The sequence below is a fragment of the bacterium genome (assembly GCA_016716565.1).
GTDB lineage: Bacteria > Bacteroidota > Ignavibacteria > Ignavibacteriales > Ignavibacteriaceae > IGN2.
Genome location: JADJWC010000001.1, coordinates 127229 through 149790, shown reverse-complemented (window position 1 = coordinate 149790; position 22562 = coordinate 127229). Strand labels below are relative to the sequence as shown.

Sequence of the window (22562 nt, the reverse complement as noted above, 5' to 3'; positions counted from 1 at the left end):
CAATTAATAATGGATAACCCTGATGACAAACTTGTCACCCAGAAACCCGCAATTCAGCGATTATTTAACAGATAGCAAGTAACCGGTCAAATTTGTCTACCTGTAAGCAGATTTTCTAATTTCTTCAACACTGTTAAAAGTTCTTGGCGGATTAAGATACTTTTCGATGAATTTATAGATCTTCAATCGGATTGATACTGCCAGTTTTGTATCCTGTCTGTCGAATGAATGTCCGCCGGGCAATTCTTCAAACACTTCATACTGAAAATCTTTGTTTAAAGATTTGAGTGTATCGATCAGCATTTTAACTTCAACTACTCGTACATCTTCATCGTTTGTGTTTGTGTGAATAAGCAGCGGAGTTTGAAGTTTATATGCATTGTGAACCGGAGATCTTCTTTTATATTCTTCAGGATTTTCTTCAACTTTCTGTCCGATGTGGTAATCTGCAGAATATAATTTCCTGTAATCTTCATCCATATAATTTAAACGAGTTATCAAATCGCTTACGGGAACTCCGGCAAAAGCAACTTTATATTTTTCAGGATAATCGAAGATGCTCATCAGCGTGATTAATCCGCCGTGACTCCATCCAACAATGCCGACTCTCTCCGGATCAACAAATTCATAATTATCAAGCATAAACTTTCTGCTCGAATCAACATCTTCAACTTCTCTTCCGCCGTAATCAATTTTTTCAAAATGTGATTTGCCATAGCCGGTGCTTCCGCGGTACTCTGCCGCAACAACTATGTATTGCTGATACATCAGCTCTTTAATTATATGAGTGTGGTAAGTTGTAAAATCAGCGTGCACACCACCATGCGGAAGGACTATCAATGGATATTTTTTATTGTAATCAATATCCTTCGGAATGAAAACATACGACCAGAACTTAACTGGATTACCAAACGCAGGATCAGTTGTATCAGTTTCTTTCCATTTCGGCGGACCGGTCATAAATACTTTATCAATGAATGCAACATCACCCACTCTTTCGAACCACAAAACATCGTCAATATTTTTTTGAAGAACATCGAGCCTGTGCTCAAGAGTTTCGTTATACTTTATAAGCGAATCTATTTTTGATATGATTACCGAATCAATTTGTGAATTCGTGGCTACAGAAAGAAAAACGGTTAGCACTATGGTTAAGATGAAAACAATATTCAGTTTTTTCATTTTATCACCTTTTTTATGAGTGATTGAAAATCTTTATACATAAAAATAGTGAAAAATAAACACCACCCCCTCCCGATAAAGCGGAATACCTTTCCTCTTTTGAAGAGGAGGGGAAAAAGAAAATTGACATTCTGCAAAAAGTTTACTTTGTTTGTAACAAGTTTTATTAACTACAGGGTAGAACAATGCAACTCCTTAAAATATCTCTCCTGGTTTTTATACAACAAACTAAGTTTAGTTTTAAAACATCATTCGTGGTTATCACTGCTTTGTTATCATTTTATCAGACCACATATTCTCAAGTTGGAGAGTGGAAAGTATTTAATACCCAAAACTCCACTGTGCCGCAAAATACTTTTTATTGTATTGGAATTGATAAGGAAGAAAGGCTTTGGCTTGCTCATCACGCCGTTTGTGTTTGGGACCTAAAAAATTCTGCTTGCTATACCTCTAATGATTATCCTGACTTGGGAAGTGATATTGTTGCTATTCATGGTGATTCAGCAGGATATGTCTGGTTATCTCTTGAATCTCCTTGGTTAATAAAAACTAATAGTATTGATTGGGAAACACAATTCTTAGATGGAGCAATGTGGGCAGTCTCAGTGGATAAAAACAATAATTTATGGTGTGGCGGGGGTCTGAGAGAAGGTCAAGGTCTTAACAAATTCGATGGAAACAATTGGACTGTATATGACACATCTAACTCGCCTTTGCCATATAATTATGTAAGACAAATAACCTGTGATTCAAATGGGAAAATCTGGGGGATCTCATCTGGAATTAACGGAAGAGCAATTTTTTGCTTTGATGGTACTAATTGGGAAATATATCCAGCGTACTTACCACCCGAGGGAATATCTACCATGGTAGCGGACAAAAAAGGAAATATTTGGTATGTGACAGGCGTCCCTCAAACAGGATTTGGGGGAATAGTACAAATTAATGACAGCATGTTTGTTTTCCATCCAAATCCAGATTCCATTATTGGTTCTGCTCAAAAGTTGTTAGTAGACTCAAACGATAACCTTTGGGTGTGTTGGTATAATTGTGTGTATGAATATTCAGAAGGTTTATGGTCTGCTTACAGGGATACCATTGACTATAGATTTTCTGATATGATCATAGATAGTAAAGATAATATTTGGTTTAGTACCTGGGGTGACGGAGTAGTTGCTTTTAACAAAAACGGGCTCGTTCTATCAACGGATAAACAAGATAATTCAGTAGTTATTAATGATTTTAGACTAGAACAAAACTACCCGAACCCATTCAACCCAAGTACAAAAATAAAATATAGCATTCCCCCCGTCACTTTTCGACAAGCTCAGAGAGACATATTGGTTACACTAAAAGTTTATGACATTCTCGGCAAAGAAATTGCAAAACTCGTTAACGAAGAAAAACCAGCCGGCGAGTATCAAGTTGAATTTGATGGAAACGGCCTGCCAAGCGGGATCTATTTTTATCAGCTCAAAGCCGGCAGTTATATTGAAACCAGAAAAATGGTTTTGATAAAATAATTATACTTATCCCCTCCTCATTTATGAGGAGGGGTGTCACTTTAGTGACGGGGTGGTGAAAATCTCCCTCCTCCCTTAATCCCCTCCTCTGGCAGGAGGGGAAAAACCTTCAAAAATATTTTTAGTTATTACCTACTTATTTCTACATCACTCATCGTTATCCATTTGACCGGATCAATTACCGGTTCGACTCCATCCGGAATTTTTACCGAGCCGGCACCTTCACGCATTTCTACTTTTACTATTTCATCTCCTAATTGAACCTCAACGGGAACGGAGAACGGAAGATCGTTTTCGATTTTCCATTCGAGATAAAGAAAACCGTTATCAATTTTTGTTTTAAGAACCGGAAGCGATGCCTGTCTAAAGTATACTTCCCAGAACCAATCGAGTTCACGACCGGAAACTTTTTCTGCGATTTCAAGGAAATCATCAGTAGTTGCAAACCTGCACTGAGCGCCGTTTTTTATTTCTTCCATTTTCGGATTTGGATATGCCCATCTTCTTAAAATCTTTTTGAATGTTTCATCACCGACATAGTACCGAAGTGTGTGAAGTACATAAGACCCTTTCGAGTACATATCATTCGTATATGCCTCGTTGCTTGTCATTTCTTTTCTTGGGGCAACCGGTTGTTCATTTTTCCAGAGCTTCCAGTTCATCATAAATGCGGAGGGACTTCTGTCCGGGAGTTTATCTTCAATGTAAAGCGTCTGCATATAACCACAAATTGCTTCGTGAATCCAAAAATCGCTCCAGTCTTTTGCAGTTACCATATTCCCCCACCACTCGTGTCCAAGCTCGTGATGATGCAGCCAGTCAAACCCAAATTGATCATCTCTGTAACCATAACCGTTTGCAATAATAGTTTGATGTTCCATTCCAAGGTAAGGAGTCGCTGCGACACCGTATTTATCTGCACGGAAAGGATAAGGACCAAGAAGCTCTTCATACCATCTTAAGTGAACTAAAAATTCAGGGCAGTGCTCTCTTGCCTTTTCCATATTTTCCGGTAAGACCCAGATAGTTACCGGGATTTCTTCTCCTGTTACACTCGCGTAATTGTATTGAATAGTATCGTACGGTGCAGCGTGAATTGAAATGCCGTAATTATTTATCGGTGTTGAAACAAACCAGCTAAAAGTTTTTGTTCCTTCTTTGTTGTCGAGAATATATCTCAGCTTTCCGTTTGATGCGCAAATCAAATTTCCCGGAACAGTCCAGTTAAGCAAGACAGAATCCGGTTCATCGGAAGGATGATCTTTGCAGGGCCACCACGCATCGGCTCCACCGCCCTGACAGGTTACACCAATCCAGTGTTCTCCGCTTTTTGTTTTTGACCAGACGAATCCATCATCCCATGGAGGATTTTCTGCAACTCTCGGTTTACCGTTGTAGTAAACTTTTACTGTGAATGAATTTCCTTCTGCTATTTCAACCGGCAATTGAATTTTTATTTTTCCGCTTTCGTGTTTGAACGAAAGTTCTTTGTACTCGTTTGGAGAATCGAATACAATTTTTGTAATTCTGTATCTGTCATCGAGATCAAGAACAAACTCTTTCATATTTGTGACAGCTTCTGCAGTTACACCAACCCAACCTTTTATTATTTGTTTATCGGGATTAATATCAAGATTGATATTATAGAATTTAATATCATATGCAGCCCATTCGGGAGTGAGCGGACCGCCCGAATCCTGTGAACCAAATTGTGAGAAAAACTGAGCAGAACAGAAAAGAGAGATAATGAGAGAAACAATTATGTGTTTCATTGTTGATAATTATATTTTTTTTGTTGCATTCAAAAATAAATAATTGATTTGAAAGATGATTGCATTGGTTTTCCTTCATATAAATCGTAAAATGACAGCCAATTTTAAAATTTAAAGGAGCAATAATGGCGTTAGTTGCTAATAAAGTCATAACGTTTAACTATACTCTAAAAGACAAAGAAGGAAATCTGCTTGACTCAACTGATAATGGCGGACCGTTTTCTTTCATAACGGGTAATATGCAGGTTCTGCCCGGACTTGAAGAAGCTCTCGGCAGTATGATTATCGGAAGCAAAAAAAATGTTAAGCTTGCTGCTGCAGATGCTTACGGCGAGTATGATGAGAACGCAATTCAGAAAGTGAACCGCAGCTTATTTCCCGAAGAAGCTGAACTTGAAATCGGGATGACTTACTTTGCACATTCACCTGAAGGTCAGCATATACAGTTTGTGATTACGAAAATTGATGATGAAGATATAACAGTAAACTTTAACCACCCCCTTGCAGGAAAAGATCTCGAGTTTGATGTTCATCTTCTTGATGTGCGAGATGCAACTCCCGAAGAAATTTCACATGGACACGTTCATGGTCCCGGCGGGCATCATCATCACTGATCAGAGTATGTCATTGCGAGTGAAGCGAAGCAATCTCAAAGTGCATTTTAAGATTGCTTCGTCGTCCTTAACTGACTCGTCGCAATGACAAACGAATAATTTGTTTAGACTTTACTTGCAGCAAAAAGCTCATCCAGATTTCCAAGAGCAGATGTAAATCCTTCCTGGAATCCCAACTCCATATACTTCTCTAGGTCAGCAAGCGAGTCGTATGAAATTTCTATTTAAACAATCGTTTTGTTTGATGATTCACTGAACTGACAGTGCCAGTATGCAATTGGAAAATCAGTTGTGATTTTTCCGTTTGGATCGCAGAAACCTTCTGAAACGATAAAACTTTTATTAGGTGAGATAGATTTGAAATCCGCACGGCACCAGTGTTCTTCACCTTCAGGTCCGAGCATTGCATAAAGCCAGTGACCACCGACTTTAAATTCCATTTTCTTTGTTTTTGTTTTCCATGGTTTTGGAGCCCACCACTGGTCGAGCAATTCACTTTGTGTCCACGCTGCCCAAACTTTTGCGAGCGGCGCTGCAAACTCCCTTGTAACACTTACCTTGTTGTTCTGTTTATCAACAACGAAATCCATTATAGCTTCCTTTCGTTTTTATTTTGTGTTTAGGTTATCTAACAATTTATCAAGCTGATCAAATTTATCTTTCCACAATTTTCTGAATTGCTCAATCCACTTATCTACTTCCCACATTTTTACAGGATTGAATTCATAGTAAATCTCCCTGCCGACTTTTTCCTTATCGATCAAATCACACTCGATAAGAATTTTAATATGCTTTGATACTGCCTGCCGACTCGATGGAAATTTTTCTGCGATTGAATTTGGTGTCATCCTTTTAGCAGCTATGAGCGAAAGGATTTCTCTTCTCGTTGGGTCAGCAATTGCCTGGAATATGTCTCTGTTCATTTTATTGATTACCTTTTATGCAACTATTTGGTTGCAAATATATGTGCAACCAACCCGTTTCGCAAATTAATTTAGTTTAGTTCGATTATTGAAAGAAATGAGGGTTTTCAGGATGTCATTGCGTGAGCCAAGCTTGTTTTCTCGATACTTTTTCTGATTTCATCAGAAAAAACTCGAAAACCAAGCACAAGAAAAGGTTCTCGAGTAATGAAATGTATCGAGAGAACCTTTTAAACAATCTCAATCTTCACAAGGATGTCACGGTCGAACCATGACATTACTTTTGCTATCTCGTCACAGCACTGCCGTGATGGCCAAGGTCTTACTTCAAACAGCCGCCGGGCATTGTCCACCACGGATGAATTTCATATGCAAGTCTGCCAGCTTGAATTGCAGGATCATCTTTCAGGAGTTCTCTTACTTCCTCTTCGGTTGCAACATCGAAAATAAAAATTCCTCTCCAGTTGCCGTCGTCGCCGAAAGGACCGGCTATCTGAAGTTTACCTGACTCTGCCATCTTGTTGATGTTTGCCATATGTCCTTCCTGGATTTTAACGAGGCTGAGTGAATCGATATCATCTCTGTGAGGACCTTTTACAAGCATTACGAAGTAGTACTGCTTTAGTTTGGGTGTTTCTGAGTTATTTTCTTCCTGCTGTGCAAATGCACAGACAGATGTTAAAAGAAGAAATGTTAGTAAAAGTATTTTTAGCATTTGGTTACTCCGGGTATAATGTTTTTCAAAAATATCCTTTTAATAAAAAAATGAAGATTACTTGGTTGCATGGTCGTACCGCAATGGCTTGTTTTTTCTTACTATCATAAAAACTTTCTTTATAATTTAAAAAAGTTTGGATGATTCTTCCACCTAAGAGTTGTAACCGCTTTCTTCAGAAGCAACAAACTCAACCCGCCCCCAGACCTCATTTTGAAAGATTCCGTTAAGGATTTTACAGCAATTTGACATCTTCCTGACATACACAAACCCTCACCGTCGTATTATCATATTAGAAATGCAAGAAAATCAAGGAGGAATGAAATGAAAAATCAAATTGTTTTAATATCACTTTTAATATTGCTGGGTAATCTGTCTGCCCAGAACTTAAAACTCGAGGATGCAGAAACAAAGCTGGAAGAAAAATTTGTGTACAATGTAGGCTGGACGTTTCTTCACATCGGAACTATCACCCTCTGCACGGAGCGTTTAATTTCTTATCCTGAATTAATTAAAATCACAATGGATGTTAAGACTGCCTCATTAATTCCTTTCATAAATATAGACGAACATAATGTAGCAATTATGAGAGAATCTAATGGTATGACTTATTACTATTATGGAAAGGAAAATAATGATGGGAAAATTGTTGAAGTAGTCAACAGGTTTTATGAAACTGAAAATTTTACTTTACACCAAGTAAAAGACTGCAGCACTGGTGAACTTATTTGCAAAGATACCATCAGATATAACGGACCATATCTTGTCGGAACTTCTTTAGTAAACTACACCAGGATTATTGCAGCAGCAGGACTAGTTAAAACTGTACCAACGTTACTGGGAGCAAAATTTTATCCCACAACCTTAAACTTTTGCGGTCCGGTTGAATTTATAGAAACTGGAATCTGTGATGAGCCAGTAAGAAGTTTTAAATATACTGGTTCTGCAGAATGGGAGGGCAATGCTACTGCAGGACTTTCCGGTGATTTTACGGGCTGGTTTTCCGATGATAGCGAGAAAGTAGTGATCTATGCCGAAATGGAAATTTTACTTGGCTCGATTGACATAGAACTTAGTGAATGTAATAAATCGGGCTGGACACCGCCAACCAGCAAAAGTTTATTTGTTCAGACAAAAAAGTAAGTGAGCAACAATGTCTAATTCGGCAAGAAATAATGTATTAAAAGTATCGATTGCCTTTCTGGTTGTTCCGATGTTCTACTTTGTTTTTAATCAATACAGTGATTTATTTGATCGGGATTTGATCTTATCGAAGCTTAATACAATTGGATTATCAGCACTCCTAATATTAATACCATACTTCTGCATTATTCTTAGCGATAGCTTTGGGTGGAAACACAGCTTTGGCAAGATTAAAAACCAAATTTCTTCTACTAAATTATTCTTGCTAAGACTTGCTACTGAAACTTTACAAACCTCCCTGCCCGGAGGAGCATTTTACGCTGAAATTGTTAGACCATTTCTGTTGAAAAAATATTTCAAGTTGGATTACTGTGAAAGCATATCCGCCAATATTATAGTGAAGGTTAATATTTTGGTTGCACAAACGCTATTCTTCATTCTCGGAGTTGGGATATTCGCCATTTCTTTAAGAGATAGATTATTCATTGTATCGCTGCCAGTTTATTTACTGTATCCGGCTTTAGTGATTGCCGCTTTCCTTCCGATTCTTGGCACTTACATGCTTTACAGAAAAAATTTATTAATAATACTTCTTGATTTTTTCAATAAGGTCAACTTTCAACCCTTGAAAAATTTTATTTGTAAGATAAATCCGTCTGTAATCAGAATTAGTGAAACTATCTCTCTCTTTTCAAAATCAAACAAAAAAGATCTTTACGTGACTATAATTTTCTTCTTTGCTACCTGGATTCTAATGGCAGTTGAATCACTTGTAATCTTAAAAATTTTAGGAGTCAGTGCCGATATTTTTCAGGTAATCTTAATTGAATCATTAATATCATTTGTCAGAATGATTTTCTTTTTTATTCCAGGGGCAGTTGGTCCGCAAGACATTGTTGTAATAATTTTATTTAATCTGGTTGGTATCTCTGATCCGCAATCAAACGCTATATTATTCGTATTGTTGAAGCGCGTCAAGGAATTTTTCTGGATTGCAGCAGGATATTTTCTTTTGCTCTTGATAGGTGTGCGTCCTTACAAGTTGATACAGACCAAAAAAATTGAGTTAGCTCCCATTAAAGAAACCTTATAAATCCTTTAGCCAGGTAATAGTTTTTTCAAGTGCAGTTTTTAAAGCCGTGATTTTATAATTCAGTTCTCTTATAGCTTTTTCAGAAGAGATCTTTTGACTTTCAAGAACATAGTTGAGCCACTCTTTTGTGATAATCGGATTTTTCCCCAGAAGTTTTGCCATTCGCTCTGCAAACGAAACCAAGGACAGCGCCGTTGATAGCCTTAATTTTATTTTAAGGTGTGATTTGCCTGAAATTTTATTCGCCACTTTATATACATTTAACAGGGTTTCATTCTCGCCGCCAAGGATATATTTCTGGTTAAAAATATCTTTTGTTGCTGCAGATACAATTCCCCTTGCAACATCTTCAACAAAAGACCAGCATGCAAATTGATTTCCCGAATCAATCAGGAATGGAAGTTTATTTTTCAGATACAGCTGAAGTGCTTTTGTTGCACCATTTGCATCATTAAGCGGACCGATGCCAAACATTCTTTGCGGATAAATTATTATATACGGAAGTCCTTCTTCACTAGATTTTATAACAAGATCCTCAGCCTTCCCTTTTGTCTCCGCATACTTGCTAAAATATTTATCGGGATTACGCAGAGATTCCTCATTAATGATATTATCCGGAACTATTGAGTGAGCCGACAGACTGGAAACAAATACAAACTTCTTGACTTTATTCTGCTTAGAAGCCAAAAGCAGGTTCGCCGTTCCCTTAAGATTTGTATCAATAAATTCATCTGCATTATCTGTAAAAGCACGTACCAGTGCTGCAAGATGAATTACAACGTCGCATCCTGAAAGGGAGTTGTTCATTGCATTTAGATTATTAAGATTTCCCTCAAATATTTTTAATGAAGGATGGTTTGCTGTATTTAGTTTCATAGAATTTCTTACAAGAGCATTTACCTGGTGTCCTTCTTCAAGTAAAAAACGCAGCACGTAACTACCAATAAATCCTGTTCCCCCCGTCAGCATAATTTTCATCATTAATTCCTGCGATAGTCTTCCACAATCAGATCTGTCATTCGTTCGGCATTTGCAAGGATTGTCAGATAAGGATTAACTGCAAGCGAAGATGGAATTACTGCCCCATCCGTTATAAATAGGCCGGGATAATTAAACATTTCGCCTTTTGAGTTTACCACACCCTGCTCGATATTGTCAGCCATTCTGCATGAGCTTGTCATGTGAGCCGTTGTGATATGAATGTCGTGGTATTCATTTCCTTCTCCATCAATAAAGTCCAGATTGACAATCTTGGCACCATTTCTTCTGAATATTGAATGGAGTAATTCAACAGTGTTTTTATAGTAATCTCTGAACCGGTCATCGATCTTTAAATATGGTTTGAACCCGCCGTTGCCGTTTCTTATCAGCTCTGCTGAGGATGTTGAAAGTCCCAGAGCATAAAGTACAAAAGCTCTTCTTCTGTAATTTTTCATAAAATCAACGTGTGCGGATCCCCACCAGGAAGGATTTCTTTCATCATCTTCAACCCTGAAGTGAGCTGTTGAAACTGCATCGACAGGTAGTGGCTTAGAGGTTGATATTGTTATTCCTCTTGATTCCAGAAATTCATAGCTAACAACACCCGGATGAGATTGACCAACAAACATATCTCCCATAATAAAATCAGGAGGAAGAAGTCCCAAAGTTTTTACACTACCGTTTACATTAATATTTCTCCCGATATGTTCGCTGGCATTCTCAAAATATTTTTTAGATTTCATTAAAAGTATAGCGGTACCAACTGTGCCGGCCGCAAGAATTAATATTTTGGTGAAAATAGTAATACTCTCTTTATCAGTATCTGAATAAGCATTTACCTGATAACGGTACGGAATATCTTCTATTCTGTATGGATGCTGGTACAGATGTCCATTTGTATTTAAGGGTATGATTTGTTCTGCCTGAATATTTGTCAGTGATCTGAGTCCGTGACTTTCGGCTTTTCGGAAATATGTAGTAATCAAATTCTGTTTTGAACCAAACGAACACCCGGCAACACAATAACTGGCACCCCTGCAATTTTTAACCGAATAATTAACCCGATCAACTGAATAGCCGAGAGTATGCATCAGTTTGCAGAACACCACACCATTTTTAGGAACCTCTTCCTTGGCTATCTGATGAACATTCATATTTCTTTCCGAGATTTCATAGTAAGGATCGAGAATTTTTCTTGTTATTCCGGATGGCCATAGTTTATTTCCCTTTTCATCTTTAAGATCGAAAGCAATCGAGGGAGCTCTGAATGAAACCATTTCATAAAAACCGGAACCCCCGCCCAATCCTTCAGCGAAAGTAAATTGTACTCCATCACCTTTTATACTTTTAATGTATTTAAGGAGGTATTTGGGATCCATTGTTTGCTTAAAATCTTTTTCGGGCACGATGTTATTGCCCTTTTCAATCATTAAAACATCATATCCTCTTTCGGAAAAGTGTAGAGCCGATGGAGCGGCACCAAATCCACTCCCGATAATCAACACTTCTGTCTTTAAAGTTTTCATTTTAGTCTCCTTTTATATTTCTTTTTACCATGGATGACCATCAAAGGAAAGTTCGTTGCGGAAAAAACTTTGTCCGAATGGATATGTGATTTCTCTTTTTTCATATCCATTATTTCTTCCGGGGAAATCAATTAATTTGCAGCCTTTTTCTTCATTATAAACGGCTCCATAAAATGCGACCTGAGCCATTAGAATAGCTCCTTTATATAAACGGGCCGTAAGTTCTCTTCCGGATAAAGCAGATTGTATTACTGTGGTTCTCTCCTCCAGAGAGAGAGAATAAAAATTCCCAACACCAAAAATTTTTTTAGCACGCTTGTTTAAATCGAAAATGAAATAACCACAATAAGTATGAAATGGGTAAAAATTATCTTCATACATCTTTACAAGAAATTTATCATCCTCATCAGCTTCTGGTATTATCGTGGTTACAAAAGCACGCAGCGACTTCTCTTTTAAAATCTGATTTTTACAGTATTTATGAGGAAAAAGTCGCAATACCATTTGTAATGCATGAGGTATTGATAACAAATCGATTTTAAATTTTTGAGTCTGGCGGTTATATCTTTTTAACCTGTTCAACAAATCTGAAATACTCTCATTGCTCATCCCGCCTTCATTACGGGAGTTTTTACTAAATATTTTATTTATAGAAAGCAAGAATAGTTTTTTCATTTTTCTTCCTCATGTGATATTCTTTTCACTTTAATAGTACATATAAAGATGCGTTGAGCTGTCAGAATTATGTCAGTGTATTGTAAAAGTTTTTGTGGATAGAGGGAGAATAGAGAAAATTACTTTACGGTGAAGTTGCAGTTATAGCAGCCTCAGATTCCGGGCTCGTCTTTTGGACTTCGCCGCAAGGACAAGCACATATAAATTTATTTGTTTAGAAAATTCCGTATAACTGTAAAAAGTTTGGATGGTTCTTCCACCTGCGGGTTGTGTCCGCTTTTTTCAAACATAACAAACTCAGCTTGCGGGCAGTACATTTTATATTCAACCATCATTCGCGGAACAGCAACACGGTCGTAACGTCCGCCGTAAATCAGTATCGGCATCTTCAGATCTTTTAACTGTTTCCTGTAATCAAATGTCCCGATATCGCTTGTGAGTTCAAAGTCGCCATCCCTGCCGACCATCTGGTAATACAATTTTGCATTCAAAGGATTCGGATAAGGCTTTCTTCCGCTTGGTTTAAAGTTTTCGGGATTGTATGCATACAAAAATCCGTAAGGTACGCGTCCGTATATTTCCTGGTGAATTGGATCGCTAGAAACGGCACCTTGCTCTCTTATTCTCATCAGCTCTTCCCATACTTCAGGATAGTTTGTTTTTATCTCGTGGTTTGAATTGTCGCAGTTCTCCTGCCACATTAAATAACTGTGGAATGAATTTGCGATTATAAGATGAGAAACATTCTGCGGATATTTAATTGCGTAACCCTGTGCAACAACTCCGCCGTAAGAGTGTCCAAGAATATTTATTTTATCGAAACCCATTGCAACTCGCAATCCCTCAAGGTCTTCAATATCTCTTTCCAGAGTATACTCCGTAACAAATTTTGCAGTATCGGATTTCCCTCTTCCGAAAGCATCGTAATAAACCAAAGTGTTTGTTGTTGAAAGTGAATCGAAATGTCTTAATCCGTAATGTGTATTGCCCGGACCGCCCGCGATAAAAAATAATGGATCACCTTCACCAAAACTGAGTGCCCAGAGTTTTGCTCCGTTTACTTCATAATATTTTCCATCTGTGAAGCTGTCGGGGAATTGTGCGAATATGTTTAAGCTTACTATTAATGTGAAGAGAATTACAATACTGGTTTTCATAGATCACCTTGAAACTTTTAAGTAGAGAAAAGAATTTTATTTGGTAAGATAATGATTTTTGAAAATCCAATCGGGATGACACAAAAAACTAACCAAACTTCCGTCACGTTTAGTTAAGAACAGCAGCATTGGTATTTCATCCTTCATCTGTTGATGGTTAATCAGAATAATTTCCCTCTCATCAAAAATATCCGTTTTAAAACTAGTTACATTATTAAAATTGCATTAGCTTAAAAACAATTATGGGGTTTTCTATGAAACAGATATTACACCTGACAACATTGGTTTATTTGATTTCCAGCAGTGCTGCATTTTTTGCGCAATCTGGTATGCCAGGAGTTACATATGAAATTAATGTATTAAACTACGAGGACGATCTTTTCCATGTAACAGTCTTTACCGAAGGTCTGGGCAAAGAAAACAATATTTACAATCTTCCGGCAACTGTTCCGGGAACATATTCTAACCTGAACTTCGGAAGATTCGTTACCTCTTTCAACGCTTATGATAAAGATGGAACTGAGCTTCCGACCGAAAAGATTTCCATAAATTGCTGGAAGATATCCTATCCCGACAAACTCCACCGGATCGATTATGATGTTGAAGATACTTTCGATGCAGAAGTTGAAAGGGAGTATGTTATACCTATGGCAGGCACCGGGATTTCTGATAAGTTTATTGTACTTAATACATTTGCGACGCTGGGATACTTTGAGGGACTTCAGACTATTCCGGTAAAGTTAAAATTATTTTATCCGAAGGACTGGAAAATCGGGACCTCGCTTCCCTTGATTGACAACTACTACACAGCAGAAAGCTATGACTACCTGGTTGACTCTCCATTTCTTTTAGGTGAACTAACAACAGCCGGTACAACTGTAAACGGTATAAAGGTCGGAGTATATGTTTACTCGCCGGACACTTTGTACAGTGCTGAAAAAATACTGAAAGCTGCAGAAGAGATTCTTCAATCCTCATCAGAATTTATTGGTTATGCTCCTGTTTCAAATTATAATTTTTTAATGTGCTTTTTGGATATGAAATCTTTTATGGAGGTCGGGTTTGCCGGCGCCGGAGCTCTTGAGCACTCATACAGTTCTCTATTTGTTTTTCCTGCTGCAAAAGGAATGTTTCAGGAAGTGCAGGATGACATAGCACATGAATTTCTTCATATTTTAAGTCCGTTAAACCTTCACAGCGATGTACTGCAGCCGTTCAATTTTGAGGTGCCTACTGCTTCACAACATACCTGGTTGTATGAGGGAGTAACAGAATGGGCTTCGGATATAATGCAGCTTCGCGGCGGAATTATATCGGTTGATGAGTATCTCAAAAGACTATCTAAAAAGCTGACAACAAACGAAAAATTCAAACAAGATATCAGCTTAACCGAGCTCAGCAAACAGGTTTACGATGAAGTTATCACAATGCAGTTTATTAATTTCTACAACAAGGGGGCTGCCACTGCAGCAATGCTGGATATTAGACTTCTTGAACTTTCCGGCGGAAAGAAAGGATTAAGAGAATTCTATTTGGAATTATTGAATCTCTACGGCAAAGATAATCCATTCCCGGAATATGAGTTCTTCAATATTTTTATTGATATGACTTATCCTGAAATCGGGCAATTTATAGATGATTACATCAAAGGAATTCAGCCATTACCTTTTGATGAATACATGACAAAGCTCGGATTTAATTATATAGAAGAGAGACCATCGCAGGACACAAGTCCGTCTCTGGGCGTACAGATGGGAATGAATGATAAGCAGCAATTTATAGTTGTCGGATTGAGTGATGTCTGTTTGGAAGCTGGTTTGAAGGAAGGTGATGTTCCAGTTAAAGTTATGGAAACGGTTGTAAGTATGGAAACAGCTAAACAAATATTTACCAGCATTAATCAAATGAAAACCGGCAACATAGTGGACATCACCGTTCAGCGAGGAGAAGAGGAAGTTGTAATAAGAGTTCCCCTTCAACAAAAAATGGATCGACACATTTTTGAAGAGATGGAAAATCCAACCGAAGATCAATTAAAATTGAGAGAAACATGGTTAAAAAATCTTTGAATGTTATTATCTCTTAAGTTTTTCTTACTTCTGCATAAGAATTTTCCTCATTCCTTTTATCGGCAAGTATCCGAAATGAGACGAGGAATCAACTAACTCGTCTCTCGATTTTTTTAAGCCACCGCTGGTTTACAACAAATACAATTCCGGTAAGAGAATAAAGTACGCCAGATAGTATGCTTGCAACCGTAACATTCACAGTCATAAAAACAAGTACAAAACAGATTGAAATGACCGGTATGAAACAAAGGTGCGTAAATAATCTTTTGTAATAATGAGTAAGGTTTGTTTCGTAAGTATTCAATCCAAGATTTTCTCTCATGCTGAATACATGCTTGTAAAAACGTGAAAAGATAAATAAAATTCCCAGCACACCGATTCCGTAATAAACCATCAGCCACGGGACCTGTATCCCTTCAATCATTGTATTGAAAACATTTTCTGTTCCGAAGAAAACATAACTGAAAAATCGTATCAGAAACAACGAAAGAAACTTTAGTGGAAAAATAAAAATCAGAACTATAAAAAGTAGAGATGTGTTCCATACAAGAATTGTTCTGTCATCAAGTCCATATCTTCTGAAGAATAATCGGTGCTGCTGCCAGATCAGGAACAATGGAATAATCGTAATTGCGAATGCGATAAGTTCATCCGTCAGTTCTAATATTCTTGAAAAGGTTTTTGGAACTTCGAGAGAAATCATCAGCAGTGTAATGGAGAAAGCGAACACTGCATCGCTGAAATTCTCGAGCCGTGACGGGCTTTCGCTTCTGATTTTAAATTTGTTGCTCATCGCCAAAATTTTTTACCGGCAAGATAATATTTTTTGAAAACTTATAAGGATTCTTAGGAAATATCCGTCGGAAGATGAAAGAGTGTCAGATTCAACCAACAGGATTTTTGCTGATAAATCCGAATCCAACTTAAATCTAATCCCCTTACTTTTTAGCAAGCGTAATGTTGTTACTGTGCAAATATTGATATTCAGACTATTTTATCTGATTATAATTTTATTTACATTTCGAAAAAACAGCAAAAGGATTATGACAAATGGAAATAAAAATATCAACTCTTTTCGTTTATTTATTAATATTAATCGGAAGTACACAGGCCCAGTGGAATGATAGTCTGAAAATTTACTGGCTCGAACCAGTTGAAATCACTTCTCAAAAACTCAGTCTTGGCAACTATCAAACACCGGTTGAAAAAGATAATCTCTCTTCCCTTCTGAACAGAAATGGATTCAACCTTATTCGAAAAGGAGTTTTCTTTGCACAGGATACTTATGCTGATGGATTTAAGAAAGGCGATGTGTCCGTTGTTGTTGATGGCGAACGCTATCATTGCGCTTGTCCTAACAGGATGGATTCCCCTCTTTCGCGTGTCAATCCGCTGGAACTCGAATCACTCGAACTCAATAAAACAGCAGGAGATATTCAAAGCGGACTTGGCGGAAAAGTTTCATTTCACAGGGCAGTTCCTCTTGAACCGATTTCACTAAAGGCAGGATTATCTGGATCATCTGCATCATCACAAAGTTTTGACGGCTCTCTTTCGGCCGAAGGTTTTAACCAAAGACTATCTGTAAGATATTCGACGGGTCTTCCCTATGAAGATGCCGATGGAAGAACCTTTAAAGACCTTTATAGTTACAAGGATAATTTCGGATACAAACTCGCAGAAGCAACATTCAACGGTGCATCTTCTCTCTGGAAATATGGAGCAACTTTCACTTATACCGAAAATGTTTCTTTCCCCTATCTTAAAATGGATGAGAGAGACAACAAAGTTATCAGCACACATTTAAGTTATAATGAGAATAAAGTTTATTTTAACTATACCCGACACGTGATGGATAATGATCTACGGCAATCGACAATGTTTATGGAAAGTTTCGGGAAAAATTTAACGATCGGTGCAGTCGGAAATTTTTATGATGTTTATTTCCGCAACTGGAATCTTGATAATACAATGGTTATGCCAACGATGACCTTAACAAATAATATGATGCCCGATGTGAATACTTTTTATGGGGCGCTTAACAAATCATTGAACTTTGACAAGTTTACTTTCTCGGGTAAGGCGGGAGTTTCTTATCAGAGTATTGGCGAAGAAGATAGGCTGGATTTTTATAAATCTTTATATCCTGATGCCGAGAGCAACAGATGGTTCCCTGTTTTCGGATTGAGCGCAAACTATTCAACTTCTCTAAGTGATGATTGGGGGACGGGTGCAATCATTGAAACCGCATCCGAAGCTCCGGAGACTGAATATTTGTTCATCGCTGTTCAACGACCGATGACGAATCCGAACTGGTCGGGGAATCCAACACTTAATCAACCGATGAGGGGGACAGTAAGAGGTTCTGTGAATTACCAGCGAATAAGACTTGAAGTGTTTGCAACACAAGTTTGGAATTATGTGAATCTGACTAACACATCTGTCGGGATGAAACCGTACACGACTTATGAAAATGTGAATGCATATATGCTGGGATTAAATTTTGGACTCGAATGGAAGTTTATCAGGACGAATGCGTCGTACACTTATGCACAGAACACGACCAACGATTCACCGCTTTCTGAAATTCAGCCGCTGAGTGTTTCAACAAGTCTGACTTCGCCGTCGTTTTACAACACTTTCATTTACCTGAAGCACACTTACAACGATGCTCAGCTAAGAGTTGATGAAGCGTTGAATGAATCAACTACTCCTGCGTGGAACAGAATTGATATCGGTGCGGCTTATAATGCAAATACGTTTCTCATATCGCTGGAAGTTGAGAATATCACCAATGCACTTTACTACCAGCATCTTTCTTATTTAAGAGATCCATTTGCATCAGGCAGCAGAGTTTTTGAGCCGGGAATGACAGTAAGATTAAATTTCAGATTGAATCAGGTTTTGTAAATAAAACACCACCCCGTCCGGCAATTGCCGGACACCCCCCCCTCTTATAAAGAGGAGGGGAATATTTTATAGCGGTTCAAACAAAGTGCAGACAGCTCCAGCAGGATCTTCAATCACACAGAACTTTCCGTAGCCAGTCATCATCTTTGGTTCGGATAAAACTTTCCCTCCAGATTCTTTACATGTCTTTGCACTATCATCTACATTTTTAACAGTAATGTAAATCATCCACTGTGATGGAAGATGTGCATTCCCTCCACGTTTGTGACAGATGCCCGCATTTGTTTTTCCACTTTCAGGCGAGTTCATATTATAATCGTTGTAATCACCCATCGATACAGGCGCAGGTTTCCATCCAACTACTTTGCTGTAGAAATCCTTTACTTTTTCTGCATCGGGGACAGTTAAATCGAACCAGGTAATTGAACCAACTTCGGGTTTTTTGTTGTTCATATGCTTCCTTTATTATTTCTTATGGAAAAATAAATCAAGTATTAAGAAACCACAAAATATGGATTTTCATTTCCCGCAGACTTGTTTCATATAAGGAAAATATAAATCTTTAGCTGTCATCTAATAAAACAATTTCATTATTTTAATCAAGGAGGTATTATGAAAAAACTGTTCGCAATTCTTTTTGCACTTATCTTTACAGCATCACTACTAAATGCACAGGATACAGCCGAGCTTAAGAAAAAAATGCAGATGATGAGCGACAAATTTGCAAAGGCAATGGTCTCAGGTGATATTGGTGATATGTGGGATTATTACACAGAGGACATTATTTCAATGCCAAGTTATGAACCAATGTTGAGAGGTATAGAGGCCTGCAAAGAATCTTACAAGAAAATGAAAAAGTCCGGAATGAAAATGACAAAGTTTGCATTGACTGTTACCGATGCAATGCAGTCTGGTAATTTAGCTGTTGAGATTGGCACATATACTTTGACTATGGAAGGCGGCGGAATGCCAATGCCTTGGGATGATCACGGTAAGTATATGAATATCTGGGAAGTGCAGGACGACGGTTCAATGAAATTGAAAGTTGAGACCTGGAACACAGATGTAAACCCGTGGGAAGAAATGCAGAAGATGCAGCCACCTCCACCTCCGGCAAAAGATGAGCACGAAGGTCATAATCATTAATGATTGTTTGTCATTGCGATCCCGACTTTGGTCGGGAGAAGCAATCTCAAAACTAATCCTGGAGATTGCTTCGTCGTCCTTCGCGGACTCCTCGCAATGACAACAATGGGAATTAAAAAGGCGAACCGTTATGGCTCGCCTTTTTAGTATTAGTCGGAAAATATTTTTGTATGGTTCTACTTTACTTCAAGCCCGATTGCTTTAAAGAATGCATCCTGGCTTGGCTGTCTCCCGAGAAACTCAACTACCATTTCAAGCTCGTCGCGTGAACTTCCGTTTGCAAGAATTATATCGCGGTACTTGAGTCCTGTTGCTTTGTCCATAATTCCATTCTTATCAAAAATTGAAAACATATCGTCAGCATAAACAAGCGCCCAGAGATAGCTATAATAACCTGCAGCATAACCCATCAAATGACCGAATGCTGCGAACATCTGCGTTCCTTCAAGATAAGGGTACAATGTAATTTTATTCTGAAGCTCTTTCATAACTTCAACAACAGGCTGGCTGCTTGTCGGATCGTATTTATCGTGAAGAGTGAAATCAAGAATTCCGTAATAAACCTGTTGTGTAAAGGCTAAACCTGAACCGACGTTCTTCGCTGCGAGCATTTTGTCAAATAATTCTTTTGGAAGTACTTCACCTGTTTTGTAATGCTTTGCAAAAAGCTTTAGCGATTCATAATTCCATGTCCAATTCTCAAAAATCTGCGATGGTGCTTCAACAAAATCTCTCGCAACGGAAGTGCCCGACTGTGAAGATAATTTTGTCTTCGTCAGCACGCTGTGCAGAACGTGTCCAAACTCGTGAAAGAAAGTTTCAACATCTCCGTGCGGAAGGAGCGAAGGCATATCAGCAGTTGGTGCAGGGAAGTTGCAGACCAATGTAGCTGTTGGAAGCTGTGGACCATTTTCTGTTTCCTTGCTTCCTATCATCGGGAAGCAGGCAGCATAGGAATATTTATTTGGTCGCGGATATAAATCAATATAGAATCTTGCAACGATTTTACCATCCTGCTTTACGTTAAATAGTCTGACGTCTTTGTGCCATACTGATGGGTCTTTCACTTCTTCGTACTCAACACCAAAAAGATGCTGTGTAATCTGGAACAAACCATCAATTACATTATTGGTTTCAAAATATTCTTTTACAAGATTCTGGTCTAGTTCATATTTTTCTTTGAGAAGGATGTTATTGTAATACCCTGATTCCCAAGGCTGAATTACATCGATTGTTTCATCGCCGAGTTTTGCTCTTTTCACCGAAAGCAGTTCATCATAATCCATCCGCGCTTTTTCTTTCAGCCTATCGACGAGATTGTTCTCAAAATCCCATACATTCTGCGGAGTTTTTGCCATCCTGTCGCCGGTTCTGTATTCAGCGTATGTTTTGAATCCCAACAGCTCTGCCATTTGCTGGCGAAGGATTAAAACTTTTATCAGTACTTCTGGATTTTTCGCTGCCGCTCTGTTATTGTATAAAGTATAAAGTTTCTTCCGCGCAGATTCGGAGTTGGAAAATTTCATAAATGGGATGTATGACGGATACGTTAGATCAATTTTATATTTCCCGTCTTCCTGTCGTCGTGTGTTTTTGTAATCTTCCTGCAGACCATCAATTTCAGTTTCATCAACTATCAGGTAATCATTTACTTCTGCAATATTTTTCTGGAAGAGAATTGTTAGATCGGAAAGCTTATCGTTAATTGCTTTCAGCTCATCTCTTTTTTCTTTCGGGAGAGCGAAGCCGTTGCGCTCAAAATCTTCAACTGTCTTTTGGGTGAACCTTGCTTTGTATCCGGTTAGACTTTTTGCTTCGGCGGTTTCTGAATAATCTTTCACTGCTTTGTAAAGATTTTCATCAAGCGAAATTTCATTGAAGAACTTGGCAAACTCGGCGTTGCATTCCTGTGCCATACTTCTTGCAGCGTCATCGGGATGCGTGCTGTTCATCAGATAAACACATCCGTAAACATTCCCGGCTTTATTGTAAATGTTATCAAGCTCCAACATTGTATTGTCGAACGTTCTTTGCTCTTTCGGGATTGTGTAAAGCTTTGCAAGCGATTCTCTTGCTTCTTTTATGGAAACATCAGTTGCTTCCTTGATGTGTTCAGCAGTCAAATCTGCAAATGGAATAATTTCATTAAACTTACCGAGCAGCGGATTAGCTGATGATGAATTCTTGTCTGCTGCGATTGAAGGTAGTGTTAGTACGAAGCAAAAAAGCAAAACGATGGTGAATTTGAGTTTCATTTCTTCTCCGGTTTATTCTTAAAAATGATGACAAATTTAACGATATCCCCTTGAAAGCTTGTATAAAAAAGTGATGATTGGTTATTAGGTTATTTTAGTTCTGTCATTCCGGCGATCCGCCGGAGGCGGAGAGTCCGGAATCTGACACCCGAAGATCAGATTCTGGACTTGTCCTTCGGACTTCGCCAGAATGACAATCGATGTCATTGCGAGGAGCCCAATGGACGACGAAGCAATCTTTGGTATTAATGGGGAGATTGCTTTCCGCCAAAGGCGGACAGGCTTCCGACTTAAGTCGGGATCGCAATGACATTCGGGAAAAGTTCCATCAGCTTCTTCTCCCTGAACTTAAAAATCTCTTTTACTTTCTTCTCCACGAGAAGTGAATTAATCGATCTGCTGAATGGATCGAATGGAAGTGCATAGCTGACGATGTCTGTCATCTCAACTCCGTTAGCTGTTTCTTTGAAGTGATGCTGATGATGCCAGAATTTATACGGACCAAATCTCTGCTCGTCCACAAAATAAAACGGTTCTTTAACGTGAGTGATTTCTGTTACCCACGTGTTTGGTATTCCAAGCACCGGGTGGACTTTATAAGTGATTATCATTCCCGCATACATTTTATCCGGCAGCTTGCTGGTTACTTTAAAGTTTAGCCACTCCGGAGTTATTACGGAAAGATTATTAGGATTTGAAAAAAACTCCCACGCCTCCTCGATCCCGATTGGCAAATTCTGAACTGTTTTTAGTTGATAGATTTTCATAATGGTTTAAACAAATGAGGAAGAGAAATAATTCCACAAACCCGGGAATGACGGAACTTAATGCCTATCTCGATTTAATGTATCGCACTTTGTATAAACCAAGAGCGGATA

At 38.3% G+C, this 22562-nt stretch carries 19 protein-coding genes and 1 pseudogene; 7 read left to right on the top strand and 13 right to left on the bottom strand.

From position 1 onward, the window contains the following. Positions 1 to 96: 96 nt before the first annotated feature. On the bottom strand, positions 97 to 1182 hold the full coding sequence (locus IPM14_00725) for a S9 family peptidase (protein ID MBK9096646.1): 1086 nt from the start codon (positions 1180 to 1182) through the stop codon (positions 97 to 99). A 185-nt stretch (positions 1183 to 1367) separates the two neighbouring features. On the opposite strand from IPM14_00725, the gene IPM14_00720 reads away from it, so the two are divergent. Then, positions 1368 to 2705 (top strand): T9SS type A sorting domain-containing protein, encoded by a 1338-nt coding sequence (locus IPM14_00720; protein MBK9096645.1) that lies wholly within the window; start codon positions 1368 to 1370, stop codon positions 2703 to 2705. Between the two features lie 128 nt (positions 2706 to 2833). Here IPM14_00720 and IPM14_00715 read toward each other — a convergent pair whose 3' ends face one another. After that, the gene (locus IPM14_00715; GenBank protein MBK9096644.1) at positions 2834 to 4477 is read right to left on the bottom strand and encodes a M1 family metallopeptidase; all 1644 of its coding nucleotides are present in this window, start codon (positions 4475 to 4477) and stop codon (positions 2834 to 2836) included. 125 nt (positions 4478 to 4602) lie between these two features. On the opposite strand from IPM14_00715, the gene IPM14_00710 reads away from it, so the two are divergent. Next, positions 4603 to 5091: a peptidylprolyl isomerase gene (locus tag IPM14_00710; protein MBK9096643.1), complete on the top strand. Its 489-nt coding sequence runs from the start codon at positions 4603 to 4605 to the stop codon at positions 5089 to 5091. A gap of 104 nt (positions 5092 to 5195) precedes the next feature. Here IPM14_00710 and IPM14_00705 read toward each other — a convergent pair. From IPM14_00705 to IPM14_00695, 3 genes and pseudogenes are all read right to left on the bottom strand, one after another. Beyond that, positions 5196 to 5681 (bottom strand): annotated as a pseudogene (locus tag IPM14_00705) (SRPBCC domain-containing protein). Between the two features lie 18 nt (positions 5682 to 5699). Beyond that, positions 5700 to 6014, bottom strand: coding sequence for a winged helix-turn-helix transcriptional regulator (locus IPM14_00700; GenBank protein ID MBK9096642.1), 315 nt, complete (start codon positions 6012 to 6014; stop codon positions 5700 to 5702). Between the two features lie 322 nt (positions 6015 to 6336). Continuing rightward, on the bottom strand, positions 6337 to 6729 hold the full coding sequence (locus IPM14_00695; GenBank protein ID MBK9096641.1) for a hypothetical protein: 393 nt from the start codon (positions 6727 to 6729) through the stop codon (positions 6337 to 6339). A gap of 324 nt (positions 6730 to 7053) precedes the next feature. Between IPM14_00695 and IPM14_00690 the strand changes: the two genes are divergently transcribed. After that, positions 7054 to 7872, top strand: coding sequence for a DUF3108 domain-containing protein (locus tag IPM14_00690; protein ID MBK9096640.1), 819 nt, complete (start codon positions 7054 to 7056; stop codon positions 7870 to 7872). Positions 7873 to 7882: 10 nt separating this feature from the next. Further along, positions 7883 to 8965: a flippase-like domain-containing protein gene (locus tag IPM14_00685; GenBank protein MBK9096639.1), complete on the top strand. Its 1083-nt coding sequence runs from the start codon at positions 7883 to 7885 to the stop codon at positions 8963 to 8965. On the opposite strand, the gene IPM14_00680 is transcribed toward IPM14_00685, so the two are convergent. The 4 genes from IPM14_00680 to IPM14_00665 all read right to left on the bottom strand — a co-directional run bounded on the left by IPM14_00680 (position 8960) and on the right by IPM14_00665 (position 13304). Next, positions 8960 to 9946 carry an NAD-dependent epimerase/dehydratase family protein gene (locus IPM14_00680; protein ID MBK9096638.1) on the bottom strand — a complete coding sequence of 329 codons (987 nt, stop codon included), beginning with the start codon at positions 9944 to 9946 and terminating at the stop codon, positions 8960 to 8962. The genes IPM14_00685 and IPM14_00680 overlap by 6 nt on opposite strands. Continuing rightward, positions 9946 to 11472 (bottom strand): GMC family oxidoreductase, encoded by a 1527-nt coding sequence (locus tag IPM14_00675; GenBank protein MBK9096637.1) that lies wholly within the window; start codon positions 11470 to 11472, stop codon positions 9946 to 9948. The genes IPM14_00680 and IPM14_00675 overlap by 1 nt, the downstream gene beginning before the upstream one ends. Positions 11473 to 11496: 24 nt before the next feature. Further along, positions 11497 to 12147, bottom strand: coding sequence for a hypothetical protein (locus IPM14_00670; GenBank protein ID MBK9096636.1), 651 nt, complete (start codon positions 12145 to 12147; stop codon positions 11497 to 11499). Between the two features lie 206 nt (positions 12148 to 12353). Further along, positions 12354 to 13304, bottom strand: a complete 951-nt coding sequence (locus tag IPM14_00665) for an alpha/beta fold hydrolase (GenBank protein ID MBK9096635.1) — start codon at positions 13302 to 13304, stop codon at positions 12354 to 12356. Positions 13305 to 13558: 254 nt separating this feature from the next. On the opposite strand from IPM14_00665, the gene IPM14_00660 reads away from it, so the two are divergent. Then, on the top strand, positions 13559 to 15373 hold the full coding sequence (locus IPM14_00660) for a peptidase (protein MBK9096634.1): 1815 nt from the start codon (positions 13559 to 13561) through the stop codon (positions 15371 to 15373). An 88-nt stretch (positions 15374 to 15461) separates the two neighbouring features. On the opposite strand, the gene IPM14_00655 is transcribed toward IPM14_00660, so the two are convergent. Next, the gene (locus tag IPM14_00655) at positions 15462 to 16166 is read right to left on the bottom strand and encodes a DUF1211 domain-containing protein (GenBank protein ID MBK9096633.1); all 705 of its coding nucleotides are present in this window, start codon (positions 16164 to 16166) and stop codon (positions 15462 to 15464) included. A gap of 257 nt (positions 16167 to 16423) precedes the next feature. Between IPM14_00655 and IPM14_00650 the strand changes: the two genes are divergently transcribed. Continuing rightward, complete coding sequence (locus tag IPM14_00650; GenBank protein MBK9096632.1) at positions 16424 to 18283, top strand: hypothetical protein; 1860 nt, start codon at positions 16424 to 16426, stop codon at positions 18281 to 18283. Between the two features lie 66 nt (positions 18284 to 18349). Here IPM14_00650 and IPM14_00645 read toward each other — a convergent pair whose 3' ends face one another. Continuing rightward, positions 18350 to 18736, bottom strand: coding sequence for a VOC family protein (locus IPM14_00645; protein ID MBK9096631.1), 387 nt, complete (start codon positions 18734 to 18736; stop codon positions 18350 to 18352). Between the two features lie 159 nt (positions 18737 to 18895). Between IPM14_00645 and IPM14_00640 the strand changes: the two genes are divergently transcribed. Continuing rightward, entirely contained in the window at positions 18896 to 19429 is a 534-nt protein-coding gene (locus IPM14_00640) for a DUF4440 domain-containing protein (GenBank protein ID MBK9096630.1), read from the top strand. Between the two features lie 176 nt (positions 19430 to 19605). Here IPM14_00640 and IPM14_00635 read toward each other — a convergent pair whose 3' ends face one another. Then, on the bottom strand, positions 19606 to 21684 hold the full coding sequence (locus IPM14_00635; GenBank protein MBK9096629.1) for a Zn-dependent oligopeptidase: 2079 nt from the start codon (positions 21682 to 21684) through the stop codon (positions 19606 to 19608). A gap of 290 nt (positions 21685 to 21974) precedes the next feature. Next, complete coding sequence (locus IPM14_00630; GenBank protein ID MBK9096628.1) at positions 21975 to 22451, bottom strand: SRPBCC family protein; 477 nt, start codon at positions 22449 to 22451, stop codon at positions 21975 to 21977. Positions 22452 to 22562 lie beyond the last annotated feature (111 nt).